General features: G+C 59.9%; 15 protein-coding genes. 6 read left to right on the forward strand and 9 right to left on the reverse strand.

Annotated elements, in window-relative coordinates; genetic code table 11:
• Window positions 1–1,468 (forward strand): dihydroxy-acid dehydratase (gene ilvD / locus WD429_RS05130; protein WP_368421098.1); only part of this gene is annotated, 1,468 nt, incomplete at its 5' end.
• Here ilvD and WD429_RS05135 read toward each other — a convergent pair.
• Window positions 1,428–3,791, reverse strand: coding sequence for a putative bifunctional diguanylate cyclase/phosphodiesterase (locus WD429_RS05135; RefSeq protein ID WP_368421099.1), 2,364 nt, complete (start codon window positions 3,789–3,791; stop codon window positions 1,428–1,430). The two genes, ilvD and WD429_RS05135, sit on opposite strands and share 41 nt — an antisense overlap.
• A gap of 298 nt (window positions 3,792–4,089) precedes the next feature.
• On the opposite strand from WD429_RS05135, the gene pbpG reads away from it, so the two are divergent.
• Together pbpG and WD429_RS05145 are read left to right on the forward strand one after the other, a co-directional pair.
• On the forward strand, window positions 4,090–5,016 hold the full coding sequence (gene pbpG, locus WD429_RS05140; protein ID WP_368421100.1) for a D-alanyl-D-alanine endopeptidase: 927 nt from the start codon (window positions 4,090–4,092) through the stop codon (window positions 5,014–5,016).
• 21 nt (window positions 5,017–5,037) lie between these two features.
• Entirely contained in the window at window positions 5,038–5,517 is a 480-nt protein-coding gene (locus WD429_RS05145) for an asparaginase domain-containing protein (protein ID WP_368421101.1), read from the forward strand.
• A gap of 20 nt (window positions 5,518–5,537) precedes the next feature.
• Here the strand turns inward: WD429_RS05145 and WD429_RS05150 are convergent, their stop codons facing one another.
• Genes WD429_RS05150 through WD429_RS05160 form a run of 3 tightly spaced genes read right to left on the reverse strand, consistent with a single transcriptional unit; the run spans window position 5,538 to window position 8,530 of the window.
• A complete protein-coding gene (locus WD429_RS05150; protein WP_368421112.1) occupies window positions 5,538–6,230 on the reverse strand; it encodes a pseudouridine synthase in 693 nt (230 codons plus the stop codon).
• 2 nt (window positions 6,231–6,232) lie between these two features.
• Window positions 6,233–7,264 (reverse strand): metal-dependent hydrolase, encoded by a 1,032-nt coding sequence (locus WD429_RS05155; protein WP_368421102.1) that lies wholly within the window; start codon window positions 7,262–7,264, stop codon window positions 6,233–6,235.
• Window positions 7,265–7,276: 12 nt separating this feature from the next.
• Entirely contained in the window at window positions 7,277–8,530 is a 1,254-nt protein-coding gene (locus WD429_RS05160) for a lytic murein transglycosylase (protein ID WP_368421103.1), read from the reverse strand.
• A 244-nt stretch (window positions 8,531–8,774) separates the two neighbouring features.
• Between WD429_RS05160 and WD429_RS05165 the strand changes: the two genes are divergently transcribed.
• Window positions 8,775–9,674, forward strand: a complete 900-nt coding sequence (locus WD429_RS05165) for a response regulator (RefSeq protein ID WP_368421104.1) — start codon at window positions 8,775–8,777, stop codon at window positions 9,672–9,674.
• Here WD429_RS05165 and phoR read toward each other — a convergent pair whose 3' ends face one another.
• The 5 genes from phoR to WD429_RS05190 form a co-directional block, all read right to left on the reverse strand.
• Window positions 9,675–10,991, reverse strand: coding sequence for a phosphate regulon sensor histidine kinase PhoR (gene phoR, locus WD429_RS05170; protein WP_368421105.1), 1,317 nt, complete (start codon window positions 10,989–10,991; stop codon window positions 9,675–9,677). It abuts the gene before it with no gap.
• A 41-nt stretch (window positions 10,992–11,032) separates the two neighbouring features.
• Window positions 11,033–11,725, reverse strand: coding sequence for a phosphate regulon transcriptional regulator PhoB (gene phoB, locus WD429_RS05175; protein WP_368421106.1), 693 nt, complete (start codon window positions 11,723–11,725; stop codon window positions 11,033–11,035).
• Between the two features lie 144 nt (window positions 11,726–11,869).
• Window positions 11,870–12,757: a 4-hydroxybenzoate octaprenyltransferase gene (gene ubiA, locus WD429_RS05180; RefSeq protein ID WP_368421107.1), complete on the reverse strand. Its 888-nt coding sequence runs from the start codon at window positions 12,755–12,757 to the stop codon at window positions 11,870–11,872.
• A gap of 82 nt (window positions 12,758–12,839) precedes the next feature.
• Window positions 12,840–13,412, reverse strand: coding sequence for a chorismate lyase (locus tag WD429_RS05185; protein ID WP_368421108.1), 573 nt, complete (start codon window positions 13,410–13,412; stop codon window positions 12,840–12,842).
• Window positions 13,393–13,950, reverse strand: a complete 558-nt coding sequence (locus tag WD429_RS05190) for a hypoxanthine-guanine phosphoribosyltransferase (RefSeq protein WP_368421109.1) — start codon at window positions 13,948–13,950, stop codon at window positions 13,393–13,395. Before WD429_RS05190 ends, WD429_RS05185 begins: the two co-directional genes overlap by 20 nt.
• 264 nt (window positions 13,951–14,214) lie before the next feature.
• Here WD429_RS05190 and rd point away from each other — a divergent pair, with 264 nt between their 5' ends.
• Together rd and WD429_RS05200 are read left to right on the forward strand one after the other, a co-directional pair.
• A complete protein-coding gene (gene rd / locus WD429_RS05195; RefSeq protein ID WP_004579930.1) occupies window positions 14,215–14,382 on the forward strand; it encodes a rubredoxin in 168 nt (55 codons plus the stop codon).
• Between the two features lie 46 nt (window positions 14,383–14,428).
• Window positions 14,429–15,315 (forward strand): NAD(P)/FAD-dependent oxidoreductase (locus WD429_RS05200; RefSeq protein WP_368421110.1); only part of this gene is annotated, 887 nt, incomplete at its 3' end.

The raw sequence follows: 15,315 nt of genomic DNA on the forward strand, positions 1-15,315 counted from the left end.
CGCCGGCGGCAAGGCGCTGATCTTCAACACCATTACTGTGTCCGATGGTATCGCCAATGGCACCGAAGGCATGAAGTATTCGCTGGTGTCCCGGGAGGTCATTGCCGATTCCATTGAAACGACAGCGGGTTGTGAAGGCTTTGACGGCCTGGTGGCGATTGGCGGCTGTGACAAGAACATGCCGGGCTGCATCATGGGGCTGGCACGGTTGAACCGCCCGTCGGTGTTTGTGTATGGCGGCACCATCATGCCCGGGGAAAACCACACCGACATTATCTCGGTATTCGAGGCGGTGGGTGCTCACGCCCGTGGCGATCTGGATCTGATTGAGGTGAAGCAGATCGAGGAAACCGCGATACCAGGGCCGGGTTCCTGCGGGGGCATGTACACCGCCAACACCATGGCGTCGGCGATCGAGGCCATGGGCATGAGCCTGCCGGGGAGTTCGGCGCAGAACGCGGTGTCCGATTCCAAGGCCGCTGATTGCCGCGCCGCCGGTGCCGCGGTTCTGAATTTGCTGGAGAAAGACATCAAGCCTTCCGACGTCATGACCCGGGAGGCGTTCGAGAACGCCATCACCGTGGTGATTGCGCTGGGCGGTTCCACCAACGCCGTGCTGCACCTGCTTGGCATGGCCAGTACCGTGGGCGTGGAACTGTCACTGGACGATTTCGTGGAGATCGGCAAGCGGGTGCCGGTGCTGGCGGACCTGCGCCCCAGCGGCCATTACATGATGTCGGAACTGGTGGCCATTGGCGGCATCCAGCCGCTGATGAAAATGCTGCTGGAGCGCGGGCTGATGCACGGTGACTGCCTGACGGTGACTGGCCAGACCCTGGCGGAGAACCTGGCGGAGGTGGCACCGTACCCTGAGGGACAGGACATCATCCATGCCTTCGACAACCCCATCAAGGCCGACAGCCACCTGCGGATTCTGTTCGGCAATCTGGCACCCACCGGCTCAGTAGCCAAGATCACCGGCAAGGAGGGTACTCACTTTACCGGACGGGCGCGGGTGTTCCATTCCGAAGAAGAAGCGCAAGAGCGAATTCTGGATGGCACGGTGGTGGCCGGCGATGTGCTGGTGATCCGTTACGAGGGGCCGAAAGGCGGCCCGGGTATGCGCGAGATGCTCAGTCCCACCTCAGCGATCATGGGCAAGGGCCTGGGCAGCGATGTAGCGCTGATTACCGATGGCCGGTTCTCTGGCGGCAGTCACGGGTTCGTGGTGGGCCACATCACGCCGGAAGCGGCCGAGGGCGGGCCCATTGCCCTGGTGGAAGACGGTGACACCATCACCATTGATGCCGTCAGCAACCGCATCGAGCTGGATGTATCAGACGCGGAACTGGAGCAGCGCCGCAAGGCCTGGCAGGCTCCGCAGCCCCGGTTTACCCGTGGTGTGCTGGCGAAATACGCCCGTACCGTCAGCTCTGCGTCTCTGGGGGCGGTAACGGATCTGCCGTGAGCCGCTGCGGCCGGCCCCAGTAATAGCCCTGGCCATAAAGGCCGGGGTATTGCTCGAGCCAGACCGCCACGGCGTGGCTCTCCACGCCTTCGACCACCACGTTGAGGTCCAGCGCCTCGCCCAGATCCAGAGCGGCCCGGAAAATGCGCTGGCGGATAGGGTGGTCGAGGATGTCTTTGAGAAAACTGCGGTCGATCTTCAGTTCGTCCAGATTGAATCTTGCCAGAGTGCCCAGGGACGAATGTCCGGTTCCGAAATCGTCCAGTGAAATTCGGAACCCATGTTGGCTCAGGGACTGAATCATCGACTGGGCGGCTTCCGGGTCGGCCATCATGGCGGTTTCGGTAATTTCCAGAATCAGGTCACTGGGCTGCATCCGGTGCTGGTGAATAATGTCGAGCACTTCCTGATCAAACTGTGAGTGGGCCAGGTCTTTGGCTGACACGTTCACCGCAACCGCCAGTGTTGAGCCATAGCGTGACGTCAGAAGATGGAAATCACCGCAGGCACGACGGATTACCCATAGAGTAACGGGGTGAATCACGCCAACCTGCTCCGCGAGAGGTATCCAGTGGTCCGGGGGAACTTTGCCAAATTCCGGGTGTTGCCAGCGGATCAAAGCCTCCACCGAACTGACTTCGCCCTCCCGGATATTCACCTTGGGCTGGTATTCCAGCCACATATGCTCGCTGGCCAGCGCCTCTTCGATGTCGAGCATCAGAATCTGCTGACGGTATTGCCAATCCGCGATGGAAGGGTCGTACACACACAGCAGGCGATCCCCGTTGACCGAGGCAAAACTCGCAGAAGACAGAATGCCTGCCGCATCCGGGCCATGTTCCGGGGCATGAGCCATGCCAACCGAGGGGCTCCAGGAAAACGAGAATCGCCCCTCGCGGAAGTGTTCACTGAGCCAGTGGGTGACTTCCTCAAGGGCGTGGTTGTTGCCGGCAAGATCGTCGCCTCGATGGAAAGCGAACGCATGGTTGACGATGTCGATGCTGGACAGGGCGAAGCCATTGACCATCACCAGACGAGCACCGAACGAGCGCTTCAGAAAACTGTTCAGATGCCGCAGGTAGGTTTTCAGCAGCTCTTCCGCGGTGCGATAACCAAGGGCCTGCTCGATCTCGTTAAAACGTTGTAAACGGACGATGCATAAGGTGTAGGGGGTTTGTGCGTCGTCCAGCCTCTCCAGAGATTCCTCCAGCATTGCCCGGTTGGGTTTGCCGGTTACGCGATGGGTTTTCAGCAGACGGTCGTAATCTTTTTCAATCCGCGCCCGAAGCTGTTCTTCCTGGCGGGCGCGCACATCCGAGTGCAGGCGTTTTCTTCTTTCCTCCAGCAGCAGGCGGCCAACACCCATGGTCAGGATCAATGAGGCGATGGCGGCTGCCAGAAAAAACGCGGAATCGGTGAAGTTGCTGGCCGGAACCCAGCCAACGGTGCGCAGCGACGACACCATCGCCCCGCCGAGAATGACCAACATCGACAAACCGTAATAACGGGCGTAGACGTGGTGTTTCAGCTGACGCGTCACCACGCAAAGGATGAACAGCACCGCCACTGTTGATAACAACAGCAACGATCCCTGGCCCAGAAAGGGAATGCCCAGCGGAGACGCTATCATCAGGACAAAGCCGGCCAGGCTGAAGCTGCGGAGCACTGCGGTGGTGCGCCGCGACAATTGCAGGAAGTGCGGCGTGAACTGACAAATGGCAATCAGACAGAGCGGAAACCCGATGCCCAGCAGGTTATTGACCAGGGGCCAGCTGGACCAGAGAAACCAGAGGCCGAACCCGTCCACGGCCAGTTGGCTGTACATGACGCTAACCATGAAAACGCTTAGCCAGGCCAGACCCGGGCGTCGCAACATCAACACAATACTGATATTGAACAACAGGGCAAACGCTAACAGGCCGCCGATAAAGGCCTTCCAGGCAAGCGTAAAGGCGGTTTCGCCAAGCAGATTTTCCGGCCGCTGAACCGACACCGGGAGCAGAGTGGGGTCCAGATTTTCCACTTCGAAGAAGAAGGTGGTTTCACCCGGTTGTAAGGTTACCGGCCAGATCCACTGCGGTAGCTCAAAATGACGGTTGTGGAATGGAAACAGGTCACCCATGACGGGCGATAACTCTGCGAAACCCTGTGGGGAGTTGGCCGGCTTCGGATCAGACATCATCGACGTGGCGATGAGGCCATAAAGAATGCCGAAGACCAGTAAGCCCAGGGGCGACCAGCGTTTGCCTCGCACTGGCAGCCGCTGCCAGAAATATCGCGCGCGTGTGGGCTCACGGAATGTGGGGTTCGCAGATGAATCCATTCGGGCGAGGGTCCTGCGGTCAGTCAATGGGCCAGGGCGAAAGTTACACATTGATTACACGATGAAATGTTGTGTAACACTCTGAATTCAATGTAATTTTACTGCATTTTATAGTGTTTTGCATTTCCTGTTTTAAACGGCTGTGTCAGCCTTGTCATGGCGGCCTCGGGCGGGGCTTCTGGCGGCAGTCTGACGGAGTGTTAATGCTTCACCCTGTCGAGAGACGTTCGGAAGCGAATAATCGCTGGTATAGTAATGGCCTGATAAATACTGACGATATTCATTTCGAGGTTGTTTGATGTTCCGGTTTGCCCTGATTAGCCTGACTTTGTTGCTCGTAAATGTGGCTTTCAGCCCGGCTCAAGCCCACAGCAAAGGCCAGGAAGACGTTCAACTGGCCTCGGTCAATGCGGCGGTCGCCTACCCCGAGAAGAACAACCTGCTGGTTGGTAAGAACGCTGACCGGGTGGTGCCAATTGCCTCGATCACCAAGCTGATGACGGCGCTGGTAGTACTGGAATCCGGCGAACCGCTGAACGAATGGCTGGAGTTTCACAAGCGGCACATTCCGGCAGCGGCCAATGCCTATACCCGCATTCGTGTCGGGTCGGAGCTGCGCCGCTCGGATACTCTGCGGATTGCGTTGATGTCGTCCGAGAATTTTGCTGCCTATAATCTGGCCCGGCATCATCCCGGCGGCTTTGACGCCTTTGTCCAGGCGATGAATGAAACAGCGCTGGAGCTGGGCATGACCAACACCCGGTTCGTGGACCCCACCGGGCTGTCGGACAAAAATACCTCGACAGCGGCGGACCTGGTCAGGTTGGTCAACGCCGTTAGCCGATACCCGCAGATCGGTGACTATTCCACCACTCGTTATTTCACCGCCGGCTTTCGCCAGCCTCGTTACAGCCTGTCCTATGGCAACACCAATATTCTGGTGCACCGTGACAGCTGGGGCGTGAGCCTGAGCAAAACCGGCTATCTGTCAGACGCAGGCCGCTGCCTGGTGATGGTGTCGAGAATGAACGGTAAGCAGGTGGTAACGGTGCTGCTGGATTCCCTCGGTACCCGCTCGCCCATGGGCGATGCCGGTCGGGTTCGCAATTGGCTGGATACTGGCGCAACCGGGCAGGTGGCTGCGGCGGCCAGGGCCTACGAACAGAAGAAAAACGCACTCTATGCCAATGGTGGTCAAGCGGAAGCGTCGTCAGAAACCCACTGACGTGGAACAGGGAGACAACGGATGATTCAGATATTCACCACCGGCGGCACCATCGACAAGGTGTACTTTGATGCCAACAGTGAATTTGAGATCGGTGAGTCGCTGATCCCGGAGCTGCTCACTGAATCCAATATTCACGACGGTTACGCCATCCACGATTTGATGCGCAAGGACAGCCTGCAGTTGACCGACACCGACCGCGAAGCGATTCGTGAGGCTGTTGTCGGGTCGGCAGCCGGGCAGATACTCATTGCCCATGGCACTGACACCATGGCGGAAACGGCTCAGGCGCTGTCTGCCATCACTGATAAGACGATCGTTCTGCTAGGGGCCATGCAACCCGCCAGAATGCGGCGTAGTGATGCGGTATTCAATCTTGGCTTTGCCTGGTCTGCCGTCCAGTTGCTGCCCGCCGGGATCTATATTGCGATGAATGGTGAAGTGTTTGAGGCGGGCGCGGTGCGTAAAAACCTCAAGGCCCAGCGGTTCGAGCGAATCTGAACGCGTGTTGGCCAGGACCCTCAGGACACGCTGTCGACTTCAGCCCGGGTTAATTCACGGAACGCGCCCGGTGGCAGCTTGGTATCCAGAGTAATTACCCCGATGCTCAGCCGGTGCAGTGCGGTGACATGGTTGCCCACGGCCGCCATCATGCGCTTGACCTGATGGTACCGTCCCTCAGAAATCGTCAGCTCAATTTCACAATCACTGATGCGCCGGGTCATGGCGGGTTTTGTTGGCCGGGTGTCATTGCGCAACGCAATGCCCTGCTCAAGTTGTTGAAGCGCCAGGTCTGGCACCATTTCACTCAGAGTCACCCGGTAGGTCTTGGGGCACTGGACCCGGGGCGAGGTAATCCGGTGAGACCACTGGCCGTCGGTGGTCAGCAACAGCAGGCCGGTGGTGTCGGCATCCAGCCGGCCGGCAATGTGCAGCCCTCGTTTGATCGACGCGGGGAGCAGATCCAGGGCGGTCGGGTGGTCGCTGTCGGTGGTGGCGCTGACCACGCCCGCCGGTTTGTGCAACATCAGGTAGCGTTCGCCTTCAAGGGCGAGCGGTGCGTTGTCGAGGGTGACGGTTGCACTGCTGTTGATGTGGGTGGCTGCCGCGCGGCACGGGTGGCCGTCCAGTCTTACCCGGCCGGAGGATATGGCGCGCTTGGCGTCCTTGCGGGAGAGAGCCGAGGTGGTGGCAATGAACTGGTCAAGGCGCATGGTCAGGAGCAACGTTCTCCCGGCGGTGGCAGCTCAAGGTTGGCCAGGCACAGCACCGGGGCGGAGCCGGTCATCCTCGCCCAGAGTGCTCCGAACAGTTCCGCTCTTATCGCCGGGCGGTCCTGCTGGTAGCTCGGGGCCGGCTCCAGCCACTGGCCATTATCCCGGGCCAACACGAAGGTAAAGGGGTGGGCACCGGGCATACCCAGGCGGATGTCGGTCACCATGAGCAGGTCATCCTTCAGCTCATAATGAAGGAATCCGTCGGTAAACCAGTCCAGTCGCATGCCTTCGGGCAGCGTGCGGGCCTGTTGCGCCAGCGCAGGGTCGCGGGGGGATTCTTCCAGGTTGAGCGGTGCATCGCCGTCGAGAAAGCCGGTCACCACTTCCACTCTGCGCTCATCAGTCATCACGGTGACCCGCCATAAAATGGTGTTCAGGGGCATGGGTTGCACCATGCGGGGCGCGTCCGCCAACCCCGCTGCTGCCAATACGGGTTCGACCCGGTCTGAAATCACCTGCTGGGCCACCAGAGTCCACCCGAGGTATAGGGAAGACACCGCAAGACCTGCCATCAATGCGGCGGGTTTCCCGGGCCGGAACAGGAAGACGACCACGGCTGTCAGTAAGGGCAGGGTATACAATGGGTCAATGATAAAAATACTGTTCAGTGCCACGGGCGAGCCGAACGGCCAGAGCAGCTGGGTTCCGTAGGTTGTGAACGCATCCAGTAAGGGATGGGTGACAAGTACCAGTCCCGTCAGTAGCCACCAGCGTTGGTAACTCAACTGGGGTTTCCAGCGCCATAGCCCCCAGGCCAGCAGAATCGACAGCGGGACCAGTATCAGCAAGGAATGGCTGAAACCCCGATGCTGGGTGAAGTTGGCCACCGCCGTGCCATAATCGATCACCACGTCCAGGTCGGGCAGGGTGCCCAGAACCGCCCCCGTGAGCAATGCTGAGCGCCCCAGGGTTTTGCCGGCAACCGCGCCGGCCAGTGTCGCCCCGAGAGCGGCCTGTGTTATCGAGTCCATGGTGATCCGCGTTCAGTCATCCAGGTTTACCGTCAATTCGTTGAGGATGTCCTGGGAGGGGTAGCCGTCGGCAATGCGCTGGTTGTCCGCCTGATAGTCACGGATGGCGGAGCGGGTAGCCGGGCCCATGATGCCGTCGGGCTTGCCGCTTTCGAAGCCCTTGTCATTGAGCGTCTGTTGCAGGGTCAGGATGTTATTCCGTGACAGGTTCGGCTGATCTTCCGGCGGCGGATTCTGCAGTTCGCCAGCTCCGGCAATGCGGTCTGCCAGGTGTCCCACCGCAATGGCGTAGAACTCCGAGCGGTTCCAGCCCATGATCACGTTGAAGTTCCGGTACGCCAGGAACGCGGGGCCGCGATGGCCGGAGGGAACCACCAACGCCGCCTTGATGGGTTCGCCCGCGAGGGCGTTGCCGAAGGCATCGGTAACGCCCAGCTCGTTCCATTGTTTCAGGTCGAGCCGACGGCCATCGGCCATGGCGTAATCAAAGTCTTCTGGCAGCAGCACCTCCCGGCCCCAGCGGTAGTCGCCGTCCCAGCCCAGGTCCCGAAGGAAATGGCCGGCGGACATCATGGCGTCCGGCAGGCTGTTCCAGAGGTCCCGTTTGCCGTCGCCGTCGCCGTCCACGGCGTGTTTAAGGAACACCGTCGGCATAAACTGAACGTGGCCCATGGCCCCGGCCCAGGAGCCCTCCATCTGCTCCGGCGCAATTGCGCCTTCATCAATGATCCGCAGCGCGGCGGTCAGCTGTTCGGTGAAGAAGGTGCTGCGGCGCTTGTCACAGGCAAGAGTGGCGAGTGAGCTGGGCACCGGCATCTTGCCAAAGTAGGCACCAAAGTTGGTTTCCAGACCCCAGAAAGCGACCAGATAGGGTGCGGGCACGCCGGTTGCTTCGGTGACGCGCTCAAGCAGTTCGCCATGTTCCTTGAGCAGGGCGCGTCCGTTGCTGATGCGATCCTCGTTGACCCTGCGGTTCAGGTAATCGGCAAACGTGGTGGTGAATTCCGGCTGGCGTCGATCCAGCTCGATGACCCGGTCCAGATGTTCAACCTCCGCGAGTACGCCCCTGGCGGTCTCTTCGGATACTCCCGCTTCAATGGCGTGATCTCTCAGGCCGGTAACGCACTGCCGGAAATCGTCGGCGGGTGCATCGTCCGCCTGGACGGGTAGCGACAGCGCGAGAAATAAACCGGCGATGGCTGCGCGGTGGAGAGTCCATTGTCCGAATAAAGTCCCGGAAAGTGTCCCTGACTGTGTGTTATGCACGCAAAACCTCGATGTGGAGACGGTGGGTGAGGTGTTCAAAAAGGTACGATAGCCCATGGTAGCCTGTTTTCTACGAACGGAAATACCGGTTTGGGCCTGTCACCGTGACAATTCTTTAACCCGTCGGTTCCGCGAGGTTGCTGAATTGTGGTCTTTTTGTAGCGACGGGGTTCTCCCGGGTCTGCTTTGTTCTATAGTTTCAGCACGAAGTTCTCCCGTGGGTTTTTGGAAAGGTCAGAGCAACATGGTGATGCTGAAAGCGCTGGTGGTCGATGATGCCAGTTTTGTGCGGGATCTGGTCAAGCGTACGGTGCGCCAGCGGTTCCCCGTCATTGAAACCACCGACGCCCAGAACGGCCGGCGCGCGCAATCCCTGATGTCCCGCACAACGTTTGATCTGATTTTGTGTGATTGGGAAATGCCGGAGATGTCGGGTCTCGAGCTGTTGCAGTGGATGCGCCAGCAACCGCAGTACGAAAAAGTCCCGTTTATCATGATCACCAGCCGTGGTGACAAGAATCACGTGGTCGAGGCGGTGAAGGAGGGCGTGTCGGAATACCTTGGCAAGCCGTTCAGCCCGGATGGCCTGAGCAGGAAAATCATCAAGGTCATGGGCCCCAGGCTGAAGGCCGCGATGGACCGTACCGGCAAGTCCATGGGCGGGCCAGCGGATGCGTTCAAGGAATCCGCAACATTGCTGACCCAGAAGCGGGAGCCAGCAACCGAGGCGGCTCCCAGGGAAGAAAACCCACCGGCGTCTCCTTTGCTTGGCCCCGGCGTGGCGACGCCGGGGCAAACACCGGACCAGAAACCGGCGGCCCGAAACCAGGTAAGCCAGGCCTCGGTGCGCTTTGCCGGCAGCACACTCAAGTCCGTGGTGAAAGACATCAATCTGACCGAAGTCCGGGTCATTGCCCGGCGTGATCAGGCGTTCCCCGGCATACTGGATCAGGCGGTGGTGGATGTTGAGATCGCGGAGGGCCAGATGGCCAGGCTCAATGGCTACGTTCACCAGTTGCAGGCCGTTGATAAGCGCCAGGACACGGATTTTGTCAGCGTTACCATCCGGTTTGTGGATGAAGACCCGAAAAAAATGGAAGACCTTTCCCGCTTTGTTGCCCGGTTCCGTGCCGCCAACCGGTAATCAGGACACGCTTTCCGGTGCCCGCTCCACCAGCCGCTCGCGCGGAAAGTGGCAGATGAACTCGCTGCCATCACCGATACGGCTCTTGATCTCCAGATTGCCGTCGTGGTTCAGCAGCACATGTTTTGCGATGGCCAGGCCCAGGCCAGTGCCGCCGGTGTCTTTATGCCGGCTGGGATCAGCGCGGTAGAAGCGCTCGGTGAGGCGGGGGATGTGCCGCGGATCAATGCCAATGCCGGTATCCCGCACTGACAGGTGGGCACCGTCACGGTTGGCGCTCCAGTTGACGGTAATATGACCTCTGGCCGGGGTGTATTTCACCGCATTGAAGATCAGGTTGGAGAACGCGCTGCGAAGCTGGCTTTCATCCCCTTTCAATAGGCGCTGGTCGGTGATCTGTACGCTGAATTCGTGTTCCTTTTGGCCACTGAGGGCGCGTGCATCGTGGCAGATCTGGCGAATCAGTGCGTCCATGTCGGTTAGGGTATCGTTGACGGTTTGCTCGCCGATTTCAATTTTTGACAGCAGGATCAGGTCGGTGATCAGTGCCTCCATGCGCGATGACTGCTGGGCCATGGTGTTGAGGGCGCGGTGCCATTTCGGCGGCAGGTCATCAGCGTTGTCGACCAGGGTTTCCAGATAGCCGCTGATGACCGTCAGCGGCGTGCGCATTTCGTGGGACACGTTGCCCACGAAATCCCGCCGCATCTGCTCCAGTTGATACAGGCGAGTGACGTCCTTGGCGACGATCAGGCGGTCGTCATCGCCGAACAGGCTGATCTGGATCTGCAGATGAATGTGCGGTTTGGCGGGCGAGTGGATGTCCAGTGGCTCGCGGTAGTCACGGGCGTCAAAGTACGCTTTGAAAGCGGGCATGCGGATCAGATTGTGGATGTACTGGCCGCGGTCGGTGTTGCGACGAAACCCCAGCAGATATTCGGCGGAGCCGTTCCACCATTCCATGGTGCCCTTGGCGTCGGTCATGATGACGCCGTCGCGCATGGCGTTGGTGGATTCCTGCACCCGGTTGATCTGGGCTTTGAGGCGGTCCTGCAGCCGCAGGTGGCTCTGGTGAAGTTTGTGCAGGCCGTCAAATATGTCGCCCCAGAGCCCGACGCTTTGCGGCGCATCGCTGGTGGCACCGGGATGGCCCAGCCAGTGGTAGAGCCGCTTTGCCTGGATCAGCGTCCACCACAGATAGGCGATCAGGCCAAGGGTCAGGCCATACAGCGGATACCCGACAAAGGCACCCACTGCCGTGCAGGCGATCAGGGACCCGATGATCAGGCGCAGGTATCGTGACCAGTTATGTTGCATCTAGCCGCCTTTGAATGGGTGTGACGCCGGAGTCCCGCCCATCAGGCCGCACGGGTGGAGAAGCGGTAACCGGCACCTCGTACGGTCTGTATCAGGTGGTCGTAGGATTCGCCTAGGGCTTTGCGGAGCCGGCGAATGTGAACGTCAACTGTACGTTCTTCCACATAGACATTGCCACCCCAGACCTGATCCAGCAATTGTGAGCGTGTATATACCCGCTCCTGATGGGTCATGAAAAACTGCAGCAGGCGGTATTCGGTGGGGCCTATGGCAAGGGCTCCATCCCGTGTGGAGACGCGGTGGCCAATGGGGTCGAGGGTGAGGCCGTCCACTTCGATGGGGGTGTCGATGCCTGCGGGCGTGGCCCGGCGCAACACGGCTTTCAGTCGGGCGACCAGTTCCCGGGGCGAGAAGGGTTTGGTGATGTAGTCGTCGGCACCGACTTCCAGGCCCTGGATTTTGTTGTCTTCCTCGACTTTGGCGGTGAGCATGATGATGGGGATGGCGGCGGTGGCCTCTTCTTTCTTGAGGCGTCGCGCCAGTTCCACACCGCTGGTCCCGGGCAGCATCCAGTCGAGCAGGACGAGGTCGGGGTGTTTGTCGACGATCAGGGCATGCGCTTCGAGGGCGTCCGCTGCCTCCAGGTAGTCGTAATCCGCCATTTCCAGGGCCACGGCGATCATTTCGCGGATCGGTGCCTCGTCGTCGACGATCAGGACGGTTTTTCCTGTCATGAGCTTTTTCCTGTATCAAACCTTGTATTGTTGCTGCCTTATTACAACGCCCTAGTGTTACAAGTATATGACACGATTTATTTTAGGGTCTGGGAAGCGGTGTCTCGATGCCATGCCCGAACCATGAAGTTTTCTTCGGTGCGACTATGACAGTAAAAGATCGATTACCAATCCCGCAAACACCGCAAACCCGGCCCAATTGTTGTTCAGGAACGCTTTAAAGCACCCCTCCCGCTCGCGGAGCCGGGCCAAGTATTGTTGGTAGACAAACAGGCCGGCCATGGTCAGTACGCCGAGGTAATAGATAACGCCCAGTTCGGCCTGGTTGCCGACCATGATCAGGATGACCACCACCAGACCCTGGAGGATGCCGATGATGGCGCGGTCGGCGTCGCCGAAGAGGATGGCGGTGGATTTGACATCGATTTTGAGGTCGTCGTCGCGGTCGACCATGGCGTAGAAGGTGTCGTAGGCGACGGTCCAGAGCACGTTGGCGGTGAACAGCAGCCAGGTCAGTTGGGTGATTTCGTTGGCTTCGGCGGCCCAGGCCATGGGGATGGCCCAGGAGAAGGCGGCACCCAGGAAGAGCTGGGGCAGGTGGGTATAGCGTTTCATGAAGGGGTAGATGAACGCGAGGATCACGCCGCCGAAAGACAGGTACAGGGTCAATGGGTTGGTGAACAGCAGCACCATGAGAAACGCGACCAGGGCGAGGCCGAGGAACAGGGCGATGGCTTCCCAGGGGGCGATACGGCCGGCGGTCAGCGGGCGGTCTTTGGTGCGCTGGACGTGGCGGTCGACCTTGCGGTCGGCGAAGTCGTTGATGGCGCAGCCGGCGGCGCGCATCAGGAAGACGCCAAGGGTGAAGATGATCAGGTTGCCAATGCCGGGCATGCCGCCGGCGGCCAGCCACAGTGCCCAGTAGGTCGGCCACAGCAATAGCAGGCTGCCGATGGGGCGATCAAGGCGTAGCAGTCTGGTGTAGTCGGCCAGGCGGTTCTGGAGATGATCGGGCATGGCGTTTAACAGCATAGGGTGTGGTCCGTTACGATTTTGGGGCGTGCCTCTGAGTGTGGATTATAGCCAGCGGTGGCCTGCCGGTTAAAGGTCGGAGTCAATGACAGAAGTGCGGCAGGAAGTATTCGCCCACCAGCAGGGCTTTGTCGCCGTTATGGAAGCGTGAGCGGCGGGCGACTGGCGGCTGGGTCGGGTGGCGGGTCTGGCAGATGCCGGTTTCGAACGGGCCGCGTTGCCAGCGGGGGTTGCTGAACAGCCAGGCCCCCAGTGGTCGGCGGCCAAGGTGACGCAGGCGGCGGCCAGCGCCTTCAAGTGTGGCCAGGGGGATGATGGTGCGGGCCAGTACCCAGGGTTCGCCGTCGCCACACAGGTGAACTTCGCGAATCCACGCGCGCTGGCGCTCGGGCAGATTCAGGGTCAGGGCTTCCTCCCGTGTTGGCCGCGCAAAGCCTTCGCGGATGACGTCGACGTGGAAGGCGTGGCTGCAACGCAGTTGCAGTTCCCGGGTCAGTGAACCTTCGGCTTGCAACCAGCCGCGCACCGGGCCGTGCACGATACTGTCGCGAAGCCCGGCGGCGGCCAGGGAGCGGTACCAGTCGGTGGCTGGAATGGCCAGCGCCGCCGTTGCCTGGGGCTCGGCGGCGGTCCGGTTATAGCCCTTTAACGGCATAGATACCGGGGGCGTTGCGCCAATAGCCTTTGTAATCCATGCCGTAGCCGAACAGGAAGCGGTCTTCCACGTCCAGGCCGGTGAAGTCGGCTTTCAGGTCCAGGCGCGCTTTGCGGTCGTGCTGTTTGTCCACCAGTACCGCGGTCAGTACCTCTCTGGCACCGTGGGCGAGACAATAATCCGCAATCGCACACAGGGTTGTGCCTTCGTCGAGGATGTCGTCCACGATCAGGATGGTACGGTCATTCATGTCTGCTTCCGGTTGCAGTTTCCATTCCAGGATGCCGCCGGTGGTTTCCTGCCGATAACGGGTGGCGTGGAGGTATTCCGCCTGCACCGGAAATTTCAGCATGGGTAGCAGTTGGCCGGTCATGATGAGGCCGCCGTTCATGACGCAGAACAGCAGCGGGTTGCTGTCCTTCAGGCGCTGGGTAATGTTGTCTGCAAGGGTACGAATGGCCACCTGTACCTGCTGTTCGTCGACCAGGCAGTCAGCCTCGTCCATTACCTGGTTCATCTCGGCGACGGTATCGGTCATAGCGGTCGGGTCCTGTCGTAAAACCGGCGATTATACCGGAGGAGGCCACCATAAGGGAGGGGGCGTCCGGTCACAGCCATATGGGTATGGTGGTTATTGGCAGAAAAACCTTGTGATGACCGTCCTGAGTGGCATTGGTCAATCGGGGAGGGGTGAGTATGATAGTGGCCCGATTTGAAGAATGTACAGTATCGCTTTAAAACGCTTGCGTGCAATATTGTCCGACAAATATCATTGCGCCCGAATCATTTGCGGAGAGAGAGTATGAAAAAGTGGCAGTGTGTGGTGTGTGGCCTGATCTACGACGAAGCCGAAGGCTGGCCGGAAGACGGCATTGAGCCCGGGACCGCATGGGAAGACGTGCCGGAAGACTGGGTCTGCCCCGACTGTGGTGTCGGTAAGGAAGACTTTGAAATGATCGAGATCGGCTGATCCCGGTTCGTACCCCCCCCCCTCAGACAGACAACGGAGAGACGGAATGACAACAGAAGCCCCCATCGTCATCGTGGGCACCGGCCTGTCGGGATACTCCCTGGCTCGGGAGATCCGCAAGCAGGACAAGGACACCGCCATTGTTATGGTCACCGCCGACGACGGTTTCAGTTATTCCAAGCCGATGTTGTCGACCGGCTTCACCAAGGGCAAGGACGCTGAGGGGCTGGCTCAGGCCAGTGCCGATGCGATGACCGATCAGCTCAATTTGCAGCTGCGCACCTTCGCCACGGTGACCGGCATTGATACCGACGCCCACGAGCTGGTCATAGGCGATGAGCGCCTGCGTTACAGCAAGCTGGTTCTGGCCTGGGGCGCGGATGTGATTCGTCTGGGCATTGAAGGTGATGGTCACGAATATGTGTTCTCGATCAATGACCTGATGGACTACCGGGCGTTCCGGGACGCACTGGTGGGGAAAAAGCGCGTCGCCATTATGGGCGCTGGCCTGATTGGCTGTGAATTTGCCAACGACCTGCGCAATGGCGATGTGGAAGTGGATGTTATCGCGCCGTCTGACACCCTGATGCCTGGTCTGTTGCCTCGGCCGGCAGCGGAGGCGGTGAAGGCCGAGCTGGAAGCGTTGAGCGTGGGTTTTCATCTGGAAACTGTGGTGGACCGGATTGACCGTGCGGGCGAGGGCGTTCGTCTGACTCTGGCCAACGGTGAAACGCTGGAGGCGGACATGGTCATTTCCGCCGTTGGGTTGCGGCCACGCACGGATCTTGCGAAAGCGTCCGGCATCGCTGTTAACCGCGGCATTGTGGTCAATCGTGCGCTGGAAACCTCCGCGCCTGATGTCTACGCCCTGGGCGATTGCGCCGAGGTAGACGGTCACGTTCTGTTGTATGTGCTGCCACTGATGGCCTGCTC

Origin of the sequence: Marinobacter sp., assembly GCF_040904845.1 — a bacterium.
Lineage (GTDB): Bacteria > Pseudomonadota > Gammaproteobacteria > Pseudomonadales > Oleiphilaceae > Marinobacter.

What these genes read in the sequence shown, in the direction of transcription:
- WD429_RS05165 (WP_368421104.1), top strand. Translation starts at nt 8,775, where the DNA reads ATGGTGATGCTGAAAGCGCTGGTGGTCGATGATGCCAGTTTTGTGCGG.
- WD429_RS05135 (WP_368421099.1), bottom strand. Translation starts at nt 3,791, where the DNA reads ATGGATTCATCTGCGAACCCCACATTCCGTGAGCCCACACGCGCGCGA.
- WD429_RS05150 (WP_368421112.1), bottom strand. Translation starts at nt 6,230, where the DNA reads ATGCGCCTTGACCAGTTCATTGCCACCACCTCGGCTCTCTCCCGCAAG.
- ubiA (WP_368421107.1), bottom strand. Translation starts at nt 12,757, where the DNA reads ATGCTGTTAAACGCCATGCCCGATCATCTCCAGAACCGCCTGGCCGAC.
- WD429_RS05145 (WP_368421101.1), top strand. Translation starts at nt 5,038, where the DNA reads ATGATTCAGATATTCACCACCGGCGGCACCATCGACAAGGTGTACTTT.
- phoB (WP_368421106.1), bottom strand. Translation starts at nt 11,725, where the DNA reads ATGACAGGAAAAACCGTCCTGATCGTCGACGACGAGGCACCGATCCGC.
- WD429_RS05155 (WP_368421102.1), bottom strand. Translation starts at nt 7,264, where the DNA reads ATGGACTCGATAACACAGGCCGCTCTCGGGGCGACACTGGCCGGCGCG.
- WD429_RS05185 (WP_368421108.1), bottom strand. Translation starts at nt 13,412, where the DNA reads ATGCCGTTAAAGGGCTATAACCGGACCGCCGCCGAGCCCCAGGCAACG.
- phoR (WP_368421105.1), bottom strand. Translation starts at nt 10,991, where the DNA reads ATGCAACATAACTGGTCACGATACCTGCGCCTGATCATCGGGTCCCTG.
- WD429_RS05190 (WP_368421109.1), bottom strand. Translation starts at nt 13,950, where the DNA reads ATGACCGATACCGTCGCCGAGATGAACCAGGTAATGGACGAGGCTGAC.
- rd (WP_004579930.1), top strand. Translation starts at nt 14,215, where the DNA reads ATGAAAAAGTGGCAGTGTGTGGTGTGTGGCCTGATCTACGACGAAGCC.
- pbpG (WP_368421100.1), top strand. Translation starts at nt 4,090, where the DNA reads ATGTTCCGGTTTGCCCTGATTAGCCTGACTTTGTTGCTCGTAAATGTG.